The organism is Microlunatus sp. GCM10028923 (genome assembly GCF_042666975.1).
Classification (GTDB): domain Bacteria; phylum Actinomycetota; class Actinomycetes; order Propionibacteriales; family Propionibacteriaceae; genus Microlunatus.
Genome location: NZ_JBHTFF010000010.1, coordinates 60,866 through 78,536, shown reverse-complemented (window position 1 = coordinate 78,536; position 17,671 = coordinate 60,866). Strand labels below are relative to the sequence as shown.

Annotated in this window: 16 protein-coding genes; 7 read left to right on the top strand and 9 right to left on the bottom strand. The window is 72.0% G+C overall.

Features of this window, described 5'->3' with window-relative positions:
- Window positions 1-14: 14 nt before the first annotated feature.
- The 4 genes from ACFQU4_RS23355 to ACFQU4_RS23340 are packed head-to-tail and all read right to left on the bottom strand — an operon-like array spanning window position 15 to window position 5,524.
- Window positions 15-1,796, bottom strand: a complete 1,782-nt coding sequence (locus tag ACFQU4_RS23355; RefSeq protein WP_377496497.1) for an ABC transporter ATP-binding protein — start codon at window positions 1,794-1,796, stop codon at window positions 15-17.
- A complete protein-coding gene (locus ACFQU4_RS23350) occupies window positions 1,793-3,496 on the bottom strand; it encodes an ABC transporter transmembrane domain-containing protein (RefSeq protein WP_377496495.1) in 1,704 nt (567 codons plus the stop codon). The genes ACFQU4_RS23355 and ACFQU4_RS23350 overlap by 4 nt, the downstream gene beginning before the upstream one ends.
- 11 nt (window positions 3,497-3,507) lie before the next feature.
- Window positions 3,508-3,960, bottom strand: a complete 453-nt coding sequence (locus tag ACFQU4_RS23345; RefSeq protein ID WP_377496493.1) for a DUF3817 domain-containing protein — start codon at window positions 3,958-3,960, stop codon at window positions 3,508-3,510.
- Between the two features lie 10 nt (window positions 3,961-3,970).
- Window positions 3,971-5,524, bottom strand: a complete 1,554-nt coding sequence (locus tag ACFQU4_RS23340; RefSeq protein ID WP_377496491.1) for a gamma-glutamyltransferase family protein — start codon at window positions 5,522-5,524, stop codon at window positions 3,971-3,973.
- Between the two features lie 46 nt (window positions 5,525-5,570).
- Between ACFQU4_RS23340 and ACFQU4_RS23335 the strand changes: the two genes are divergently transcribed.
- Window positions 5,571-6,476, top strand: a complete 906-nt coding sequence (locus ACFQU4_RS23335) for a dihydrodipicolinate synthase family protein (protein WP_377496489.1) — start codon at window positions 5,571-5,573, stop codon at window positions 6,474-6,476.
- A 10-nt stretch (window positions 6,477-6,486) separates the two neighbouring features.
- A complete protein-coding gene (locus tag ACFQU4_RS23330; RefSeq protein WP_377496487.1) occupies window positions 6,487-6,873 on the top strand; it encodes an MmcQ/YjbR family DNA-binding protein in 387 nt (128 codons plus the stop codon).
- Here ACFQU4_RS23330 and ACFQU4_RS23325 read toward each other — a convergent pair.
- Window positions 6,858-7,628 carry a metallophosphoesterase family protein gene (locus ACFQU4_RS23325; RefSeq protein WP_377496485.1) on the bottom strand — a complete coding sequence of 257 codons (771 nt, stop codon included), beginning with the start codon at window positions 7,626-7,628 and terminating at the stop codon, window positions 6,858-6,860. The two genes, ACFQU4_RS23330 and ACFQU4_RS23325, sit on opposite strands and share 16 nt — an antisense overlap.
- A gap of 22 nt (window positions 7,629-7,650) precedes the next feature.
- Between ACFQU4_RS23325 and ACFQU4_RS23320 the strand changes: the two genes are divergently transcribed.
- Window positions 7,651-8,694 carry a S66 peptidase family protein gene (locus tag ACFQU4_RS23320; RefSeq protein WP_377496483.1) on the top strand — a complete coding sequence of 348 codons (1,044 nt, stop codon included), beginning with the start codon at window positions 7,651-7,653 and terminating at the stop codon, window positions 8,692-8,694.
- On the opposite strand, the gene ACFQU4_RS23315 is transcribed toward ACFQU4_RS23320, so the two are convergent.
- Window positions 8,674-9,399: a formylglycine-generating enzyme family protein gene (locus ACFQU4_RS23315; protein WP_377496481.1), complete on the bottom strand. Its 726-nt coding sequence runs from the start codon at window positions 9,397-9,399 to the stop codon at window positions 8,674-8,676. The genes ACFQU4_RS23320 and ACFQU4_RS23315 overlap by 21 nt on opposite strands.
- Window positions 9,400-9,438: 39 nt before the next feature.
- Complete coding sequence (locus tag ACFQU4_RS23310; RefSeq protein ID WP_377496479.1) at window positions 9,439-10,548, bottom strand: VOC family protein; 1,110 nt, start codon at window positions 10,546-10,548, stop codon at window positions 9,439-9,441.
- Between the two features lie 160 nt (window positions 10,549-10,708).
- On the opposite strand from ACFQU4_RS23310, the gene ACFQU4_RS23305 reads away from it, so the two are divergent.
- Both ACFQU4_RS23305 and ACFQU4_RS23300 read left to right on the top strand, forming a co-directional pair.
- Entirely contained in the window at window positions 10,709-13,216 is a 2,508-nt protein-coding gene (locus ACFQU4_RS23305) for an alkaline phosphatase D family protein (protein WP_377496943.1), read from the top strand.
- Between the two features lie 24 nt (window positions 13,217-13,240).
- A complete protein-coding gene (locus ACFQU4_RS23300) occupies window positions 13,241-14,452 on the top strand; it encodes an MFS transporter (RefSeq protein ID WP_377496477.1) in 1,212 nt (403 codons plus the stop codon).
- On the opposite strand, the gene ACFQU4_RS23295 is transcribed toward ACFQU4_RS23300, so the two are convergent.
- Entirely contained in the window at window positions 14,453-14,698 is a 246-nt protein-coding gene (locus tag ACFQU4_RS23295) for an anti-sigma factor family protein (protein WP_377496475.1), read from the bottom strand. It lies immediately after the preceding gene.
- Window positions 14,695-15,321, bottom strand: coding sequence for an RNA polymerase sigma factor (locus ACFQU4_RS23290; RefSeq protein WP_377496473.1), 627 nt, complete (start codon window positions 15,319-15,321; stop codon window positions 14,695-14,697). Before ACFQU4_RS23290 ends, ACFQU4_RS23295 begins: the two co-directional genes overlap by 4 nt.
- Before the next feature lie 42 nt (window positions 15,322-15,363).
- Between ACFQU4_RS23290 and ACFQU4_RS23285 the strand changes: the two genes are divergently transcribed.
- A complete protein-coding gene (locus ACFQU4_RS23285) occupies window positions 15,364-16,587 on the top strand; it encodes an MFS transporter (RefSeq protein ID WP_377496471.1) in 1,224 nt (407 codons plus the stop codon).
- A gap of 10 nt (window positions 16,588-16,597) precedes the next feature.
- Window positions 16,598-17,671, top strand: coding sequence for a hypothetical protein (locus ACFQU4_RS23280; RefSeq protein WP_377496469.1), 1,074 nt, complete (start codon window positions 16,598-16,600; stop codon window positions 17,669-17,671).

The window sequence follows — 17,671 nt, the reverse complement described above, 5'->3', positions numbered from 1 at the left end:
TCAGTGATCAAGACTCAGTGGGCCGACCAGCTGGCCCACAGCGCGGCGTAGCGGCCGCCGGCGGCGACCAGTTCGTCGTGACTGCCGGCCTCGACGATCTTGCCGTCGTCCAGGACGACGATCCGGTCGCACTCCCGGGCCTGGGTCAGCCGGTGCGCGACGACCAGCGCGGTCCGATCCTTGATCAACGCCCGGCCGGCCGCCTCCAACTGCCGTGCGCCGGCGCTGCCCGCCTCCGCGGTCGCCTCGTCCAGCACGACCAGCGGCGGGTTGCGGGCCAGCAGCCGGGCCAGCGCCAGCTGCTGTACGTGAGCCGCGCTGAGCACGGCGGTGTTCGGCCCGACCGGCGTGTCCAGGCCGTCCGGCAGCGCCCGTACCCAACCGTCGGCGACGACCCGTTCCAAGATCATCCAGATCTCGTCGTCGGTGATGCCCGGCCGGGCCAGGGTCAGTTCCTCGCGCAGGGTCCCGGTGAAGACGTACGTCTCCTGGGCCACGATGCCGACCCAGTCACGCAGCTCGTCCTCGTCCACCACGGTGTCGGCGGACAAGATCAACTCCCGCTCGCCGTCACTGATCGCGACCCGGCCCTGGGTCGGCGTGATCGCACCGCCGATGATGCCGGCCAGGGTGGTCTTGCCCGCCCCGCTGGCGCCGACCAGGGCCACCGAACCTCCGGCCGGCAGCTCAAGATCAACTCGATCCAGCACCAGCCGGCCCTCGACATAGGCATGATCAACTCCGACCGCCCGCACCGTCACCGGACCGCGCGGCGACGGCAACGGAGCCGGCTCAGGATCGGGAATCCCGGCCACCCCGACCATCCGGGACAGCGCCGCACCGGCCCGCTGCAGGTCGTCCACCGACATCAGCAGCCAGCCGAGCGGCCCGAACAGCCGATGGAACAGCAACGCCGCGGCGGTCACCGCGCCGACGCTGACCAGGTCGGCGTTGACCAGCAGGAAGCCGGTCGCCAGCACCGCGCTCAGCCCGACCGCCTCGGCCCCGTTCAGGCACAGGCCGAACTTGGCCACCAGCCGGATCAGCCCGACCGTGGCCTCCAGCGCCGACGCCGAGGCCCGGCGCAGCCGGCCGGACTGGAGTTCCGCCATCTGGTAGGCCTGCACGGTGGGCCGCCCACGCAGCGAGGACAGCAGCACCCGGGACCGTTCCGCGGCCAGCCGGCGCTCGGCCGCATAGCGGGGACCGGCCTGCGGCAGATACCAGCGCAGCCCGATCACGTGCACCGGCAGGACGGCGGCGAAGGCGAGCGCCAGCCGCCAGTCCAGGCTGACGAAGCCGACCGCCGCGACCACCACCGTGATCAACGCCGCGGTCACCCCGGACAGCACCGGGATGGCCTCCATGAACAGCTCGACGTCGTCGGTCACCCGGGACGCGATGTCGCCGTGACCGGCCCGCTCGAGCACCCGGGTGTCCAGCCGCAGCGCCCGCTCGACGACCCGTTCCCGGAGGTCCGCGCCGACCTGGGCGGCCAGTCGCTGCAGGGCCCGGCCGGCCGCCGCCGTCAGCACCACGCCGGCCAGCATCACCAGCACCAGCGCGACGATCAGCCCGGCCAGCGGACCCGTGTCCCCGGTCCGCGCCACGATCGGTACCTGGTCGACCAGAGCACCGAGCAGGATCGGCAGCGCCACCGTGCCGGCACTGCTGGCCAGGCTGAGCAGCAGCGCCGGCACCAGCTGGTTCGGGTGGGCCAGCACCTGCCGCAGCACGGTCCGCGCCGTGACCCGGCCGGTCGCGATCGGCAGCAGTTCCCCGGTCGCCGTGGTCATCGCAGCACCACCGCCGCATAGTCGGGATCGGCCAGCAGTTGATCATGGTCGGCGACGGTGGCCGGCCCTTCGGCGGGCAACCAGGCGACCTGGTCGCACCGGGCCAGCAGTGCCGGCGACGTGGTCAGGACGACCGTCGCCGCACCGGGCGTGATCTGGTGCCGGGCCTCCCGGAGCCGACCGGACACCTGTTCCTCGGTGACCGCGTCGACGGCGGTCAGCGGGTCGTGCAGCACCAGGACCGGGCGGCCGGCGGCGAGGGCCCGAGCCAGGGCGACCCGCTGCCGCTGCCCGCCGGACAGGTTCGCGGCCTGGTCGAGCAAGATCATCCGATCCGGATCGTCGTCGCCGGAGCCGTGGCTGAGGCTGGTGATCACGTCGTCCGCCCCGGCCGCGGCCAGCGCCGCGGTCCGGATCGCCGGTTCGACCGGGCGTTCGTCGGTCCGCAGGGCCTCGCCGAGACTGCCGCCGAGCAGTTCGGTGGCGTGCGGTTCGGCGAGCAGGTTGCGGCGCAGTTCGGCGGCCGGCAGCTCGGCGGTCGGCCGGCCGGCCCAGGTCACAGATCCCTGCTCCGGTACGGATTCGCCGGTGATCATGCCGAGCACAGCGGTCGCCGCGGCCGGGTCGGCGTACGCGATTCCGGTCAGCGTGCCCGGCTTGATCGTCAGCCCGAGTCCGCGCACCGGCCCGGCGCCGAGCCGGTCGAAGATCAACGGCCCTGCTGCCGCCTCCGGCGCCTCAGCGCTGCCGGTCCGACCCAGGAGCGGCACCAGCCGGGCGGCGCTGGCCCGGGCCGCCGCCAGGCCCGCGATGCAGGAAGCGACGGTACGGACCGGGTCGGCCAGGAACGAGACCATCGCCACCACCGTGACCAGCTCGCCCACGGTGATCCGGCCGGCCAGCGCCATCAGCACGGCCGCGATCGAGGTACCGGCCATGATCAGCCCGGTGGCGAGCAGGCCCGAGCCGGTCACCACTGCGGAGGCGGTCGCGGCGGCCCGCGTCGCGTCGAGCGAGGCGCGGCTGGCGAACCCGTACCGCCGGATCGCCTCGCCGACGCCACCGAACCCGCGCAGCGGACGCAGCCCGGCCACCAGCTCGGCGGCGGTGGCCGCGGCGAGTCCGCCGGTCTGCTGCTGGGCGTGCAGCCGGCGCTCCAGCCACGGGCTGAGCCGGTCGACACCGAACAGCAGCAGCGGTACGACGATCACCAGGGCCAGGCCGAGCACCAGGTCGACCCGGAGCAGCACGACGATCGACACGATCATGCCCGCCGAGGCGGCGAACAGGACCGCCGCGTTGTTGCTCACCCGCGCGGTCGCCAGCGCGTCCGAGGTGGCGATCGAGAGCAGTTCGCCGGTCCGCCGGTCGGAGCCGCGGTCCGGGTCGGCGAGCACCCCGTGGACGGCGTCGGAGCGCAGCCGGTGCGCCTCCGTGTACGCGGCGGTGTCGATCGTGCGATAGCCGTACGACGCCGAGAAGGCCAGCACGGCGAACAGTCCGAGCACGCCGGCCACGGCGATGATCATGGACGTCGGATCGCCGGTCGACACCGCGAGATCGATGGTGAGGCCGATCGCCAACGGGACCAGGGCCTCGCAGACCTGGTGCGAGGTGACCAGCAGGCCGCCGACGAGGGTACGGCGACGTTGGTTGCGCAGGACGGTGCGCAGCAGCCCTTGGGCCGGATTCTTTGCCACGTACGGATCCGTCAGCTGAACCGCGTCGGCCAGCCGGACGGCGGGCCGAGCCAGAGCAGGGTGCCGAACACCACCACGACGGCGGCCAGCGCTATCGCCGCGGCCGGCAGCGGATGCCGCAGCACCCAGCCGGTCAGCCGGGCCAGCCGGCCCTCGCCCTCGCGTTGCCAGTCGCCGTCGAGCAGCCCGCGCCGTTCCGCCCAGCGGTCGAAACCGATCGTCGCCCAGGGCACGATCGCCGAGCCGAGCCCGGCCAGAATGATCTTGGGCCGCCAACTCAGGTTCAGTCCGGCGAAGAGTGTCACCAGGACGTAGCAGAGGAACGCGAACCCGTGCACGCCGCCGCCGATCCGGACGCCGAGCTCGGTGACGCCGGCCGCGCGCAGGATCAGACCGATGATCAACACCGTCCAGGTGATCGCTTCGGCCGTCGCGACGATCCGGTAGAGCAGGCGCGGGGTCATGAAGGAGACCCTAACTCCCGTCTGCTCGCGGGTCCGTCCCGGCATCCAACCCACCCTCGGTCGCCCGGACCAGGTGGGCGTGGCCGAACCGGTTGTCCAGCCCGTCGATCACCTGCGCGCCGAACTCCGCGGCCAGCACCTCCCGGACCGCGTCGGGAGCGGCGGCCTCGACCAGCACCTCCGGCCCGCCGTCGGGACCGGTGCCCGGCGTGACGACGAACCGCGGGGCCTGCAGGGCCGCGTCGGCGGTGGCGCCACCGGCCAGCCGGGCCAGCAGCTGGGCCGCGATCGCCGGCTGGCTCCGGCCGCCCATGGTGGCGACGGTGGTGTCCAGCCGGCCGCCGCGCCGGACCAGGCACGGCATCAGGGTGTGCGGCGGTCGCCGGCCACCCGCCAGCACGCCCGGACGGGCCGGGTCCAGGCTGAACCCGCCGGCCCGGTTGTGGCCGAGGATGCCGGTGGCCGGTTCGACGACGAGCGACCCGAAGGTCCCCGCCACGCTCTGCAGCGAACTGATCCACAGCCCGGCACCGTCCACCGCGGCGATCCCGATCGTGTCGCCGTCCAGCCGGACCGGGTCCGGCGCGCCGGCGCCGGTCGCCGAGCCCAGCGCGGCCGCGTCCCGCCGGACCACCTCCGGGTCGAGCACCGCGGCCAGGTCGACCTCGACGGCCTCGGGATCGGCGGACCGGGCGTCCCGCTGGGCCCCGGCGAGCTCGTAGGCCCGGACGAACGCCGCGGTCTGGGCCGGGTCCAGCGGATCGGTCAGGCCGAGCGCCTCGGCCAGCGCCAGCATCTTCAGCAGCCCGAAACCCTGCGAGTTGGGCGGCGCCGTGATCACCTCGGCGTCCTGCCAGCGCAGGGTCAGTGGCGCCACCACGTCGGCCTGGTGCCCGGCCAGGTCGTCCCTGGTCATCGTGCCACCGAGAGCCGCCAGCCCTTCGGCATACGCGGCCCCGAGCTCGCCGCCGTACAGCGCAGCCACGCCCTCGTTGGCCAGGGCCGTCAGGCTCGCGGCCAGGGCCGGCTGACGGAACCGGTCGCCCTCGGCCGGCGCGGAGCCGTCCGCGGTCAGGAACAGGGCCCGGGCGCCGGGATCGCCGGCCAGCCGGTCGGCGTACTGGGCCAGGTCGCGGGCCATGCTCGGCGCGACCTCGGCGCCGTCCCGGGCCAGGGCGATCGCGGGCTGCAGCAGTTCGGCGAGCGGCCGGCTGCCGTACCGGAGGTGCAGTTCGTGCCAGGCCGACGGCAGCCCGGGCACGCTGATGCTGTGCACGCCCGACCCCGGCATGACGGTGTGCCCCAGTCCGCGAAGGTGCTCCGGGGTGAGGCCGTACGGGGCTCGCCCGGTCCCGTTGATCGCCACGACGGAGCCGTCGGCCGACCCGGCCAGGGTCCAGCTGTCGCCGCCGATCGTCACCATGTGCGGGGACACGACGCAGAGCACCGCGGCGGTCGCGATCACCGCGTCGGCCGCGCTGCCGCCGTCGGCCAGCACCTGTTCGCCTGCCCGGGTGGCCCGAGCGTCCGGAGAAACGATCCGACCTGTGAATTCACCCGTCATGATCATCAATCTAGGCGATAGGCTTGCCGCTGAGGCAGAGTGGGTGATGATCTTGATCAAGACCGAACAGCTGCACGGGGTCCATGTCGCGCTGGCGACGCCGATCGACCCGACCACGGGTGATCTTGATCCGGCCGGTTTGTCCCGGTTGCTGGACCGGGTCGTCGGTGGCGGGATCGACGGGATCTGCCCAACCGGTTCGACCGGCGAGGGACCGCGACTCACCCGGTCCCAGCGGCTCACCGTCCTGCAGTCGGTACGGGAGCGGGTCGGGCCGGACCGGATCGTCGTGCCGGCCGCGTCGGCGCTGAACCTGCCGGACGCCGTCGCCGAGGTGGCCGAGCTGGCCGCCGCCGGCGCGAGCGCGGTGCTGCTGGCGCCGTCGCCGTACTATCCGCAGGCGCCGGCCGAAGTGATCGCCTGGTATCGGATCGTCGCCGAGGAGACCGGCGCACCGCTGGTGCTGTACAACATCCCGGCGATGACCAAGATCAGCATCGCCCCGGGCGCCGTGGCCGAGCTGGCGGCGCTGCCGAACGTGATCGGGATCAAGGACAGCAGCCGCGACGTGGAGTACCTGCAGCAGGTGCTGCGGGCCACCGCGGACGCCAACCTCGCGGTGCTGACCGGAAGCGACACCCTGCAGCTGGCATCGCTCGTCGCCGGCGCACACGGCATGATCGCCGCCGGGATGAACCTGGTGCCGCGGCTCGGCCGGGCCGTCCAGGACGCGGTCACGGCCGGTGATCTGGCGGCCGCCGGGCGGGCCCAGCGGGAGCTGACGGCGATCGTGACGGCCTGCCGGGTCGGCCAGTCGCCGGCCGGCTGGAAGGCCGCGCTGGCCTGGGCCGGGATCTGTTCCGACGCTTTGGTGCCGCCCGCCGCCACCCTCCCGGCCGAGGTCCGGGCCGAGCTCAGCGCCGTCCTCGACGGGCTCGTCCCGTCGGCGTAGGGTCGCGATCATGGCGACCCTCAAGGATGTCGAGAAGATCATCGCCGAGCTGCCCGAGGTGACCGTCGGCGAGCGGCACGGTCACCAGACCTGGTTCGTGCGCAAGCAGTCCTTCGCCTGGGACCGGCCGTTCAGCAAGGCCGACGTGAAGCGGTTCGGCGACGAGACGCCGCCCGCCGGGCCGATCCTCGCGGTGGGTGTCGGCGACCTGGCCGAGAAGGAGGCGGTACTGGCCGGAAGCTCCGACGCCGTCTTCACGATCCCGCACTTCAACGGCTTCGCCGCGGTACTGATCCAGCTGGAGACGGTCGGCCGCAAGGAACTCCGCGAGTTGATCATCGACGCCTGGCTGGCCAAGGCGCCGAAGGAGCTGGCCGACGCCTATCTGGCCGGCTGACTGCGGAACTTCTCCTGCAACCAGTCGGCCGACGGATGGCTGACCCGTTGCAGGTCGGCCAGTACCTCGTCCAGGTCATAGTCGACCCGTCGCGGTTCGATCGTGTGACCTCGGTCGTCGGCGGTGAGCAGGGTCCAGCAGGCCCGGCGCTCGGCCGACGCCGGCAGGCTCACGCTGCCGGAGTTGATCACTCGGATCCCGTCCACCGTACGATCGAGCGGCTTGTGCGTGTGCCCGACGAAGATCAACTCCGCCTCCGCACCGGCGACCGCCGCGCGCACCTCGTCGTCGGACATCGCCGGACTGATCCCCGGCCCGTCATCCGTGCCCGGTGCCGCGTGTACCAGCAGTACCCGGGTGCCGTCCGGCAGCGTAACCCGCGCATCCAGCGGCAGCGCTCCCAACCAGGCAAGGAATCCGGCCTCGGTGACCACGCCCCGGGTCCAGGAGATCGCCGCCACCGTACGCAGCAGCACCCCGATCTCCTCCGGCGTCCGTACGGTCTCGATCGACCCCGCCACCCGCGGATGCTCCCCGGTCACCGTGTAGCGATCCGTGTTGCCCCGGATGATCTTGGTGTTCGGCAGTTCCGTCAGCCGACTCAGCGTCTCGGCCGGCCGCGGCCCGTTCGCGACAAGATCACCGATGATCCAGTATTCGTCGACCCCGGCAGCCGCCGCATCCGCGAGCACCGCTTCCAGCGCCGGAACGTTGCCATGGACATCGGAGAAGATCGCGACCCTGGACGCTGTCATGCGCTCAGCCTAGGGTCTGGGTGTGGATCTGCTGTCTCCACCCAAGGCCCGCCCGGGTGACAAGGTCGCCGTCCTGTCGCCCTCGTTCGCCGCGCCGGCGATCGCTCCGACCGTGCACGAGCAGGCCCTGGAGCGGCTGGCGTCCTTGACCGGGTTGGTGCCGGTGGAGTTCCCCACCACCCGCAAGCTCGATGCGTCGCCGCGCGAGCGCGCGGACGATCTGAACGCCGCCTTCGGCGATCGATCCATCCGGGGGCTGGTGACGACCTTGGGCGGCGATGATCAGCTCACGGTGATTCCGTACCTGAACTCCGAGGCGTTGATCAACGATCCGAAGCCGTTCCTCGGCTACAGCGACAGCACGAATCTTCTGCACTGGATGTGGACGCACGGGGTGGCCGGATTCCACGGAGGATCCACCCAGCTTCAGCTCGGCCCCGGACCGGAAGTCGACCCGATCCAGGCCCGATCCCTGCGGGCCGCGTTGATCACCGGGGAACGACTGGAGCTCACCGAGCCTGGTGAATCGGAGGACTTCGGCCGGGACTGGGCGGACCCGCGGGCACTGGTCGAGTTCGGCGACCGGCACCCGACCGAGCCCTGGCACTGGGCGGGACCAAGCCGTGCGGTGACGGGACCCTCCTGGGGCGGCTGCATCGAGGTGTTGCAGTGGATGCTCACGGCCGGCCGCTTCCCGAACGATCCGTCCGCTCTGCGGGGCGCCGTGCTGCTCCTGGAGTCGTCGGAGGACTTGATCCCCGCTCGCGAGTTCGGCCGGATCCTGCGATCGCTCGGTGAGCGCGGCATCCTGGCCGTGATCGCCGCCGTGGTCGTCGCCCGGCCGCCGGCGACCAGCCTGACGCTGCAGCCGACCGAAGCCGAACAGCGCGGGTATCGACGGGACCAGCGGGACGTCGCGGTCGACGTCGTGGCGTCCTACAACCCCGAAGCGGTCGTGGTCGTCGGCCCGCCGTTCGGGCACACCCGTCCGCAGTGGATCGTGCCGTACGGCGGGCCGGTGACGGTCGACGGGCTCGAACGGCGACTATTCGCCGACTACCGCTGAGCTGCCACCGGGTCGCGACCGGGCCAGGCGGAAACCAAGATCATCCATCCGGAACGTCGGGTGACTCTTCCGCCGGCAGGAGGCCCGGAGGGCCCGCGGTTGATCATTCCAGCCGCCGCCCCGGAACACCCGGTACGGACCGCAGACGTCCGGGTCGAACAGGTCCCAGCACCATTCCCAGACGTTGCCGATCAGATCGGACAGGCCCCAGGCGTTCGGCGCCCGGGTCGCGACCGGGCGCGGGGTGCCGCCGGAATTGCCGCGATGCCAGGCGATCTCGTCCAACTCGCCGTAGCGATCACCGGGGTCACCGGCCCGGCACGCGTACTCCCATTCGGCCTCGGTCGGCAGCCGGTAGCCGTCGGCGGTCCGGTCCCAGGTCGCGGTCAACCCGTCGCGGTCGTCGCCGATCAGGTAGCAGGGCCGCAGTCCGGCAGTCACCGAGAGGGTGTTGCAGAGGGCCAGGGCGTCCAGCCAGGAGAGTTCGGTCGCGGGTGCGTCCGGCTCGCCGGGCCCGTCCGGCCAGGTCCCGGTCAGGCCGGCCAGGTTCGCCCGGGTGACCGGCCGGGCGGCGAGGGCGTACGGCTCCAGGTCGACCGGCCAGCGGCGCCGGCTGCCCTCGTCGACCAGCCGGATCCAGCCGGCCGGGATCTCGATCATGGACGCCGCGATCGACGCCGCGACGTCCGGCCCGGTGCTGGTCATCGGCCCATCCTGCCTCAGCCGGCGGCCCGGTCCCGCCGATCAGCCCTGGGCGAGACCCACCTGGTTGCCGTCCGGGTCGAGCAGGCCGGAGCCCCGCGGCATCCCCTCCGCGTCGGCCGGCGGGTGCAATTCCGTGGCTCCGGCGGCCAGGGCCCGGGCGTGCACAGCGTCAAGATCATCCACCAGGAACGAGAAGGTGGCCTTCCCCGGCCGGTCGAACCGTTCGTGATCATCGATCAGGTGCAGCAGGAAGAAGCCCGGCTTGCCGTACTCGCCGAAGGTGATCGCCGAATAGTCGCCACCCTCGGTCCGCCGTACGGTCTCGTACGGACCCCCGAAGACCGTTGTGTAGAAGGCGATGCTGCGTTCGAGATCGTCGACGGCGATCTTCAGCTGGCACGGCGCCGCCGGCCCGGGCTCACCCTGATAGAGCCAGATCCAGTTGCCGTCGGCGTCCTTGATCGCCGAGCAGCGCGGCATGCCTTCCGGGGTATGCGGGCTGGTCACCTCGACCGCACCGGCAGCGACGGCCGCCGCGTGGGTTCGGTCAAGATCTTCGACGAGCAGCCCGAACGTGGTCGGGCCGGGCAGGTCGGATCGCTGCGGATCGTCGAACAGCCAGATCAGGAAGAAGTCGTCCTCCCCGTAGGTGCCGAAGGTGAGCGCCGACGCGTTGCTGTGGCTGGTCCGCCGCGCGACCTGGAACGGCAGGCCGAGCGCGTCGCGATAGAGCGGCAACGAGGCCTCGCGGTCGTTCACTCTGAGCTTGAGCTGAACCGGCCGGCAGCCGGTGGGCAAGGTGGGCATGGTGAGTCCCTTCTGGAGGAATCGGGTGACATCCGCAATCCGGATGTCCAGGTGGCTCCGCTCCAACTGCAATCGGCGGCGGTGCTCGAGCAGCACCTGCTCGGCCGCCGCCTCGTCGCTGTCCAGCACCTGCCGGACCATCTCGATCGGCAGGTCGAGCCCGCGCAGTGCCCGGATCAGCTTGGCCAGCCGGAGCTGTTCGGGTCGGTAGCGGCGATAACTGGTGTCGCCGTCCACCTCGGCCGGCCGGAGCAGCCCGACCTCGTCGTAGTGGCGCAGCGCGTGCACCGAAACCCCACTCAGCCTGGCAAAACGGCCGATCGCCATCAGTTCGTCGTCCACGTGAACCACTATCGAGTCTCGGGCCGCCCGAGAGTCAAGACACCCGCCGGCCACGTCAGCGCCACGTCAGCGCAACCGTCAAGTCTGTTCCTGCTCGCGCAGGCCGGGCAGGATGACCGGCAGGCCTGTGCTCACCAGACCCAGGGGGATGCTCGTGATCATGAACCTATTGGACCGGCGCCGGTTCCTCGTGCTCGCCGGCGGCGCCGCCGCGACCACGGTCGGCGCCCAGGCGTTGTGGCAGGAATCGGCGGCCGCCGCGTCGCTGGACCCGGCGCCGTTCACCCTCGGAGTCGCCTCGGCGGATCCGGACCCGTCCAGCGTCGCGCTGTGGACCCGGCTCGCGAACGATCCGGCGGCCGGCGGCGGGATGCCGGACCGGGTGATCCCGGTCGGCTGGGAGGTGGCCCAGGACGAGGGCTTCACCAAGATCGTCAAGACCGGCGTCGCGCAGGCCCGGCCCGAGCGGGCCCATGCCGTCCAGGTGGTGGTCGACGGGCTCCGGCCGAACTCCTGGTACTGGTACCGCTTCACGTCCGCGGGTGCGACCAGCCGGGTCGGCCGGACCCGCACCCTGCCGCTCGCCCAGGACCGCGCCGAACAGCTCCGGTTCGCCTTCGTCTCCTGCCAGGCCTGGGCCGGCGGCCGCTACTCGGCCTATCGTGATCTTGCCGAACAGGAGGTCGATCTCGTCGTCCATCTCGGTGACTACATCTACGAGACGGCGGCCGGCAGCCTGGCCGAGTTCCGCCGGCTGCACGCCCTCTACAAGTCCTCACCCGATCTCCGGGACGTCCACGCCCGGTTCCCGTTCGTCACCGTCTGGGATGATCACGAGGTCCTGAACAACTGGGCCGATGATCATCAGGGCAGCCCGGACGGCACGCCCTGGGCGGAGCGGCAGAGCAACGCGTTCCAGGCCTACTACGAGCACCTGCCGATGCGGACGCGGCCGTTGGGTGCGGACTGGAAGGTCTACCGGCGGTTCCGCTGGGGCCGGCTGGCCGAGTTCTCCGTGCTGGACACCCGGCAGTACCGCAGTGACCAGGCCTGCGGCGACGGCATGAACACGCCGCCCTGTGACGCGATGTACGACGAGGACCGGACGATGACCGGGCCGGAGCAGGAGCGCTGGCTGCTGGACGGGCTGGCCACCTCGACCGCCCGGTGGAACGTGATCGCGCAGCAGACGATCTTCGCCAAGTTCGACTACGACCTCGGGCCCGGGCTGGCGTACAACCTTGATCAGTGGGACGGCTATCCGGCCGCCCGGCAACGGATCCTGGACGCCCTGCAGAAACACCGCCCGTCGAACCCGGTGATCATCGGCGGCGACTGGCACTCGGCCTGGGTCAACGACGTCCTGGCCGACTTCGACGACCCGACCTCGGAGGTGCTGGCCAGCGAGTTCATCGCGACCTCGATCTCGTCCGGCATCGGCTGGGACGCCGCGGTACGGCAGGGGCTACCGGCCAATCCGCACGTCAAGTTCTACGAGGGCGGCTATCGCGGGTACGTGCTCTGCGACGTCACCCCGGACCGCTGGCAGGCCGACCTGCGGATCGTCCTGTCGCCCGGCGACGGAGCCTCGGCGGCGTACACGCTGGCCCGGTTCGAGGTACGCAACGGAGAGCCGGGAGCGCGTCAGGTCGGCGCCGCGGACGGGATCGCCGGAGTGGTCCGGGACGGGACGGCCGGCTTGATCAACGCCGAGGTGCTGGTCCGCCGCGCCGACGGGACGACCATGATCAGGACCTGGACCGACGGCAACGGCCGCTGGCACCTGTTCGTGCCGCCGGGCAGCTACCGCCTCGAGGCGCACGCCGTCGGGTACGGATCCGCCGGCCGGGAGATCACCGTCGAGTCCGGCGGCACCGTCGACGGCGACTTCACCCTGGAACCGATCGACGGACCCTTCGCCGGCGCCGGGCGCTACCTGCCCGGGCCGAACGCCGAGGGCACCGGCAAGGATCTGGTGATCGGCAACGGCAGCGTGGCGATGACCGTGGCGGCCCAGTTCGCCGACCCGCAACTGCCCGGGGCCACCGCCGGCAAGCCGATCAACCTGGCCGGCATCGGCCACCTTGATCAACTCGACTGGATCAACCTCGGCCTGGTCGCCACCAGCCGGCCCACCGGGACGGAGGCGTGGCAGCGCGGGCTGGTCCGGTGCGATCAGGTCGCCGCCGACGAGGCCGCGGCGGTGATCACCAGCAGCGGTGCCGCGGCCGAGGCGACCGGGATCACCGTCGCCACCCGCTATGCCGCCGCCGATCAGCCGTGGATCGGCGTCGAGACCACCCTGACCAACACCGGCACGGCGGCGGTCACGGTCTGGGTCGGCGACGCCGTTGATCATGACGGACCGGGCCAGCGCAGCGGTGTGCCGGGCCACGGCACGATCTCGACGCCGTACGCGAATCCAGCCGACTACCGGCCGACCGGACCGTGGATCGGGATGACCGGCAGCGACCGGCAGACCTACGGGATCGTCTACGAGGACTCGGAGTTCACGGCGTACGGCAACGGGAACTGGATCATGAGCCTGCGCGAGGTCACCCTGGCCGCCGGCCAGACCTGGACCCTGCGCCGGCGGATCACCGCTCTGGACAGCGGCACCGGCACCGACCCGTGGGCCGTGCTGGACGAGATCGTCGCGGCCGACTGACCGGGTCCGGGCAGAATGGCCCGGATGCGAGGACCGGAGGCGGGTGACGGAGCGAGGCAGCCGCGCCTCGGCACGGTCCTGACCGGTCTGTGCGTGACCGAGATCGTCAGCTGGGGCGTGCTCTACTACGCGTTCCCGGTGCTGGCGCCGTCGATCCGCGCCCAGACCGGCTGGTCTCCCTCGCTGACCACCGCCGCCTTCTCCGGCGCTCTGGTGGTCGCCGCGGTGGTCGGGATCCCGGTCGGCCGGTTGCTGGACCGGCACGGGCCGCGGTTGATCATGACGCTCGGGTCGGTGCTCGCCGTGCTGGCCTGCGCCGTGATCTCCTGGTCGCCGAACCTGGTCGTCTTCGCCCTCGGCTGGCTGCTGGCCGGGGTGGCCATGGCCGGCGTGCTCTACCAGCCCGCGTTCGCCGCCCTGACCCGCTGGTACGGGCCTCGCCGGCTCCGCGCCCTGACCGCCGTCACCCTGGTCGCCGGACTCGCCAGCACCGTCTTCGCCCCGCTCACCGAAGCTCTGAACGCGCAGCTGGGCTGGCGCACCGTGTTCGCGGTGCTGGCCGTCCTGCTGGCGGTGATCACGATCCCGGTACACGCGGTCGTGCTGCGGCGGCACTGGCCCGCCGACCATCAGCACGGTTCCCGGCTCGAGGTCGGCGTCGATGATCATGTCCGGGCCGTGCTCGGCAGTCGCCAGTTCTGGTTCCTGACCGTCGGGCTGACGGTCGCCTCGCTGGCCGTGTTCGCCGTCGTGATCAACCTGGTCGCGCTGCTCGCCGAGCGCGGCATGAGCAGTGCCCTGGCCGCCTGGACGCTCGGTCTCGGCGGGGTCGGCCAGGTCGCCGGGCGGCTGTTCTATCCGGCGCTGGCCCGGCGCATCGGGGTACGAGCCCGTACCTTGATCATCTTCGGACTGGCGGCGGTGAGCACGGCCGCGCTGGCCCTGGTGCCCGGGCCGGTCGGAGCGCTGATCGCGATCGCCATGATCGCCGGCGTCGCCCGCGGCATCGGCACGCTGCTGCAGGCGACCGCGGTGCCGGACCGGTGGGGTGCGCTGGCGTACGGCAGGATCTCCGGTGTGCTGGCGGCGCCGGTCACCGTCGCGTCCGCTCTGGCTCCCTGGATCGGTGCCACGCTGGCGGTGCTGCTCGGCGGCTACCCCGCCATGTTCGGTGTCCTGGCCGTGCTGGCCATCGGCGCGGTGATCTTGCTCGCGTTCAGCGTCCCACGTCGTTGATCAGCGGCCGTTCTTCCAGTCCTCGAAGGCCGAACGCAGGGTGGATTCCGCCGCCGGATCCAGGTCGGCCGGTTCCAGCCGGCCGGCCAGCCCGATCGTCCGGCGGAACTGCTCCAGATAGGTCGTGCAGCCGTCGCAGCCGGTCAGGTGGCTGTCGAACCGGCGCGCGTCCGGTTCGGGCAGCGCGCCCTCCAGGTAGTCGGTGATCAGCCCGACCAGTTCCCGGCAGGTCAATTCCGTGGTCACGGCACCTCCTCCGCGAGATAGTCCTCCAGCGCGGCCCGGACCCGGGTCCGGGCCCGGTGCAGCAGCACCCGTTGATTGGTCTCGGTGAGCTCCAGAACGTTACACACCTCGGCCGAACCGAGTCCCTCCACGTCGCGCAGCGTGATCACGGCACGCTGGCCGGCCGGCAGGTCGTCGATCGCCCGCTGCAGGCGCGCTGCCGTTTCGGCGCCGACCAGCCGGTCCTCCGGCCAGGGATCCGGCAGCACCGCCCAGTGTCCCGGCCAGCGATCGTGATCATCGGGCAGGAACCGGTCGGGCTGGGTGGTGCCGTCGTCCGGTTCCAGGGCGGAGAACGGGATCGTCCGCCGGTCCCGGACGCCGCGGGTCTTTGCAGTGTTGGTGAGGATCCGGAAGATCCAGGTGCGCAGCGACGCGCGGCCCTCGAACCCGTCCAGCCCGCGCAGCACCCCGAGCCAGGCCTCCTGCGCGACCTCCTCGGCGGCGTCGGCCGTCCTCACGTACGCGCGCGCGATCCGCACCATCGAGGCGTGGTGCCGCCGCACCAGCGTCGCGAACGCCGCCTCGTCGCCGGCCCGCAGCGCCGCCAGGGTGGCCTGCTCGTCGTACCCGGCCGCGGACATGCCTGGACTGTAACGAATCCGGCGGGGGCGGGACTACCGATCATGAACTCTCACGTCTCGCTGGCGCGCCGGCTGCTCCCGCTGCACGTCTCGGTGTTCCTCGCCGGGTTCGGGCTCTGGGTGCCGATCGAGAAGCTGTTCCTCGGTGAACTCGGCTTCCAGCCGTTCACGATCGGCGTGATGGCGGCGACCTATGCGGCGGTGGTGCCGGTGGTCGAGATCCCGTCCGGCATCCTGGCCGACCGGTGGAGTCGCCGCGGCGTGATGATCATCGGCACCGCGGCGCTGATGATCAGTGTGCTGCTGGGCGGCTTGAGCACCGACGTCACCGGCTACCTCGTCTGCGTCGCGGTGCTCGGCGTCTACTTCGCGCTCACCTCCGGGACGGTCGACGCGATGGTGTACGACACCGTGGTCGAGCACACCGGGAGCGGGGCCGCGTTCGCCCGGCGGATCGGGCGGATCCGGTTGATCGAGAGCGTCGCCCTGGTCGGCAGCGGGCTGGCCGGCGGCTGGCTCGCCTCGGTGACCACGGCCCGGCTGACGTACCTGATCACGGTGCCGATCGTCGCCCTGTCGATCATCGCGCTGCTGCGGTTCCGGGAGCCGCCGCGGCTGTCCGGTGAGCGCCGGGAACCGTTGCGGGCCCAGGTGTCGGCGACGTTCTCGACCATGATCGGCTCCGCGGCCGTGCGCCGGGCGGCGGCGCTCTCCGTACTCAGCGCCGTCCTGTTGAACACCTTGTACGAGTTCGGTCCGCTCTGGCTGGTCGCCCTGTCCGCGGCGACGGTGATCTTCGGGCCGGCCTGGGCCGGGTTGATGGCGACGATCGGGATCGGTGGCTTGGTGGCCGACCGGGTCCGGCTCGAGCGGCCGGTTCCGTACCTGATCACTGCGGGGGTCGCCCTGCTGGCGACCCTGACCATGATCATCGGCCGGGAGGTGCTGCTGGTGACGGTGGCCCAGATCGCGCTGGCCCTGGTGATCATGGTGATCAGCCTCCGGGCCACCACCCTGCTGCACGACGCGGTGCCGTCCGAGGTGCGGGCGGGCGTCGCGTCCGGGGTGAGTTCGCTGTCCTGGCTGGCGTTCCTGCCGTTCTCCCTCCTGTTCGGCCTGATCAACCAGGCGGCCGGGGTCTTCGCGGCGGGCTGGCTGGTGGCCGGCGTGGTGGTCGCGGCACTGATCGTGGTGTCCCGGTGTGTCCTCGTCCACCGGACGGACCGGGAGTCCTGCAACGCTCCGGTGGCGGCCGCGCGCCAGTAAAGTCTCGACCATGTCCCTGCTCACCGAACGTCATTCCGTCACGCCCTATCGCGACATCGCCGTCGCGGCCGGCGTCCCGGCCGATGATCTTGATCGGGTGATCGGCCTGCTGCCACTGATGGTGACCGGCTTCGAGGCCAGTCGCCACGATCTGCTCTGGGCGCTGGCCTGCCTGTGCCCGCCCGGACCCGACCTGGCGGCGGCGCGGCCGACCCTGGACCGGCTCGGCTGGACCGACGCCGAACGCGACGAGCTCGCGGCCGGGCTGGACCGGCTGCTGGACGATCCGCGGTATCCCGAGGAATGGGTGGCTCACGACACCGTGGCCGCGGCGCGGCGACTGTCCGGGGTTCGGTGGATCACGCCGCGCGGCCTGCGCACCCAGGGCGACCTGGAACCGCTGACCGATCCGCCGGCCGGCCTGTTGCCAGGGCGGGTCGGACTGCTCACCGAGCTCGCCGACCGCGCGATCGCCCGGGGCCGTGATCAACCGGGACCGTTGCTGATCGCGGTCGACGGCGGCACCGGCGCCGGGAAGTCCACGCTGGCCGACGAAATCGCCGACGAGTTCCGGCGCCGCGGCACCTGGGCGGTCCGCGCCTGCGTCGACTTCTTCAAGGTGCCGCCGGAGCTGCGCCAGGCAGGCGGCGTGGGCGACATGTTCGACCGTGCCGCGGTGCGTCGCGAGTTGCTGGAACCCCTGCTGCCTGGCGGTGATCGACTGGTCCGTACCGCCTCCTGGGACGGCTGGACCCAGCGCGACCTGCTGGATCGGCCGCGGCTCGCCGTACCCGAGGACGGGGTGGCGGTGGTCGACGGCGTCATGATCACCACGGCACCGGAGTTGCGTGACCTGTGGACCTTGCGGATCTGGGTCAGCGCCGGCGCGGACACCCGGCGCGAGCGGATGGTCGTCCGGGACGCCTTGTGGTCCGACGATCCGTCGCCGGAGGCGCTGCGGAAGCGGTTCGACAGCCGGTTCAAGCCGGACGAGGAGAAGTACCGGATCGAGAGCGGCGTCGAGTCGGTCGTCGACGCCGTCGTCGACAACGACGATCCCGCGCGGCCGGTGCTGCTGCGCTGA

Coding starts and splice junctions, on each gene's coding strand:
- ACFQU4_RS23355 (WP_377496497.1), bottom strand. CDS start 1,796: ATGACCACGGCGACCGGGGAACTGCTGCCGATCGCGACCGGCCGGGTC.
- ACFQU4_RS23345 (WP_377496493.1), bottom strand. CDS start 3,960: ATGACCCCGCGCCTGCTCTACCGGATCGTCGCGACGGCCGAAGCGATC.
- ACFQU4_RS23340 (WP_377496491.1), bottom strand. CDS start 5,524: ATGACGGGTGAATTCACAGGTCGGATCGTTTCTCCGGACGCTCGGGCC.
- ACFQU4_RS23335 (WP_377496489.1), top strand. CDS start 5,571: ATGATCTTGATCAAGACCGAACAGCTGCACGGGGTCCATGTCGCGCTG.
- ACFQU4_RS23330 (WP_377496487.1), top strand. CDS start 6,487: ATGGCGACCCTCAAGGATGTCGAGAAGATCATCGCCGAGCTGCCCGAG.
- ACFQU4_RS23325 (WP_377496485.1), bottom strand. CDS start 7,628: ATGACAGCGTCCAGGGTCGCGATCTTCTCCGATGTCCATGGCAACGTT.
- ACFQU4_RS23315 (WP_377496481.1), bottom strand. CDS start 9,399: ATGACCAGCACCGGGCCGGACGTCGCGGCGTCGATCGCGGCGTCCATG.
- ACFQU4_RS23305 (WP_377496943.1), top strand. CDS start 10,709: ATGAACCTATTGGACCGGCGCCGGTTCCTCGTGCTCGCCGGCGGCGCC.
- ACFQU4_RS23300 (WP_377496477.1), top strand. CDS start 13,241: ATGCGAGGACCGGAGGCGGGTGACGGAGCGAGGCAGCCGCGCCTCGGC.
- ACFQU4_RS23290 (WP_377496473.1), bottom strand. CDS start 15,321: ATGTCCGCGGCCGGGTACGACGAGCAGGCCACCCTGGCGGCGCTGCGG.
- ACFQU4_RS23285 (WP_377496471.1), top strand. CDS start 15,364: ATGAACTCTCACGTCTCGCTGGCGCGCCGGCTGCTCCCGCTGCACGTC.
- ACFQU4_RS23280 (WP_377496469.1), top strand. CDS start 16,598: ATGTCCCTGCTCACCGAACGTCATTCCGTCACGCCCTATCGCGACATC.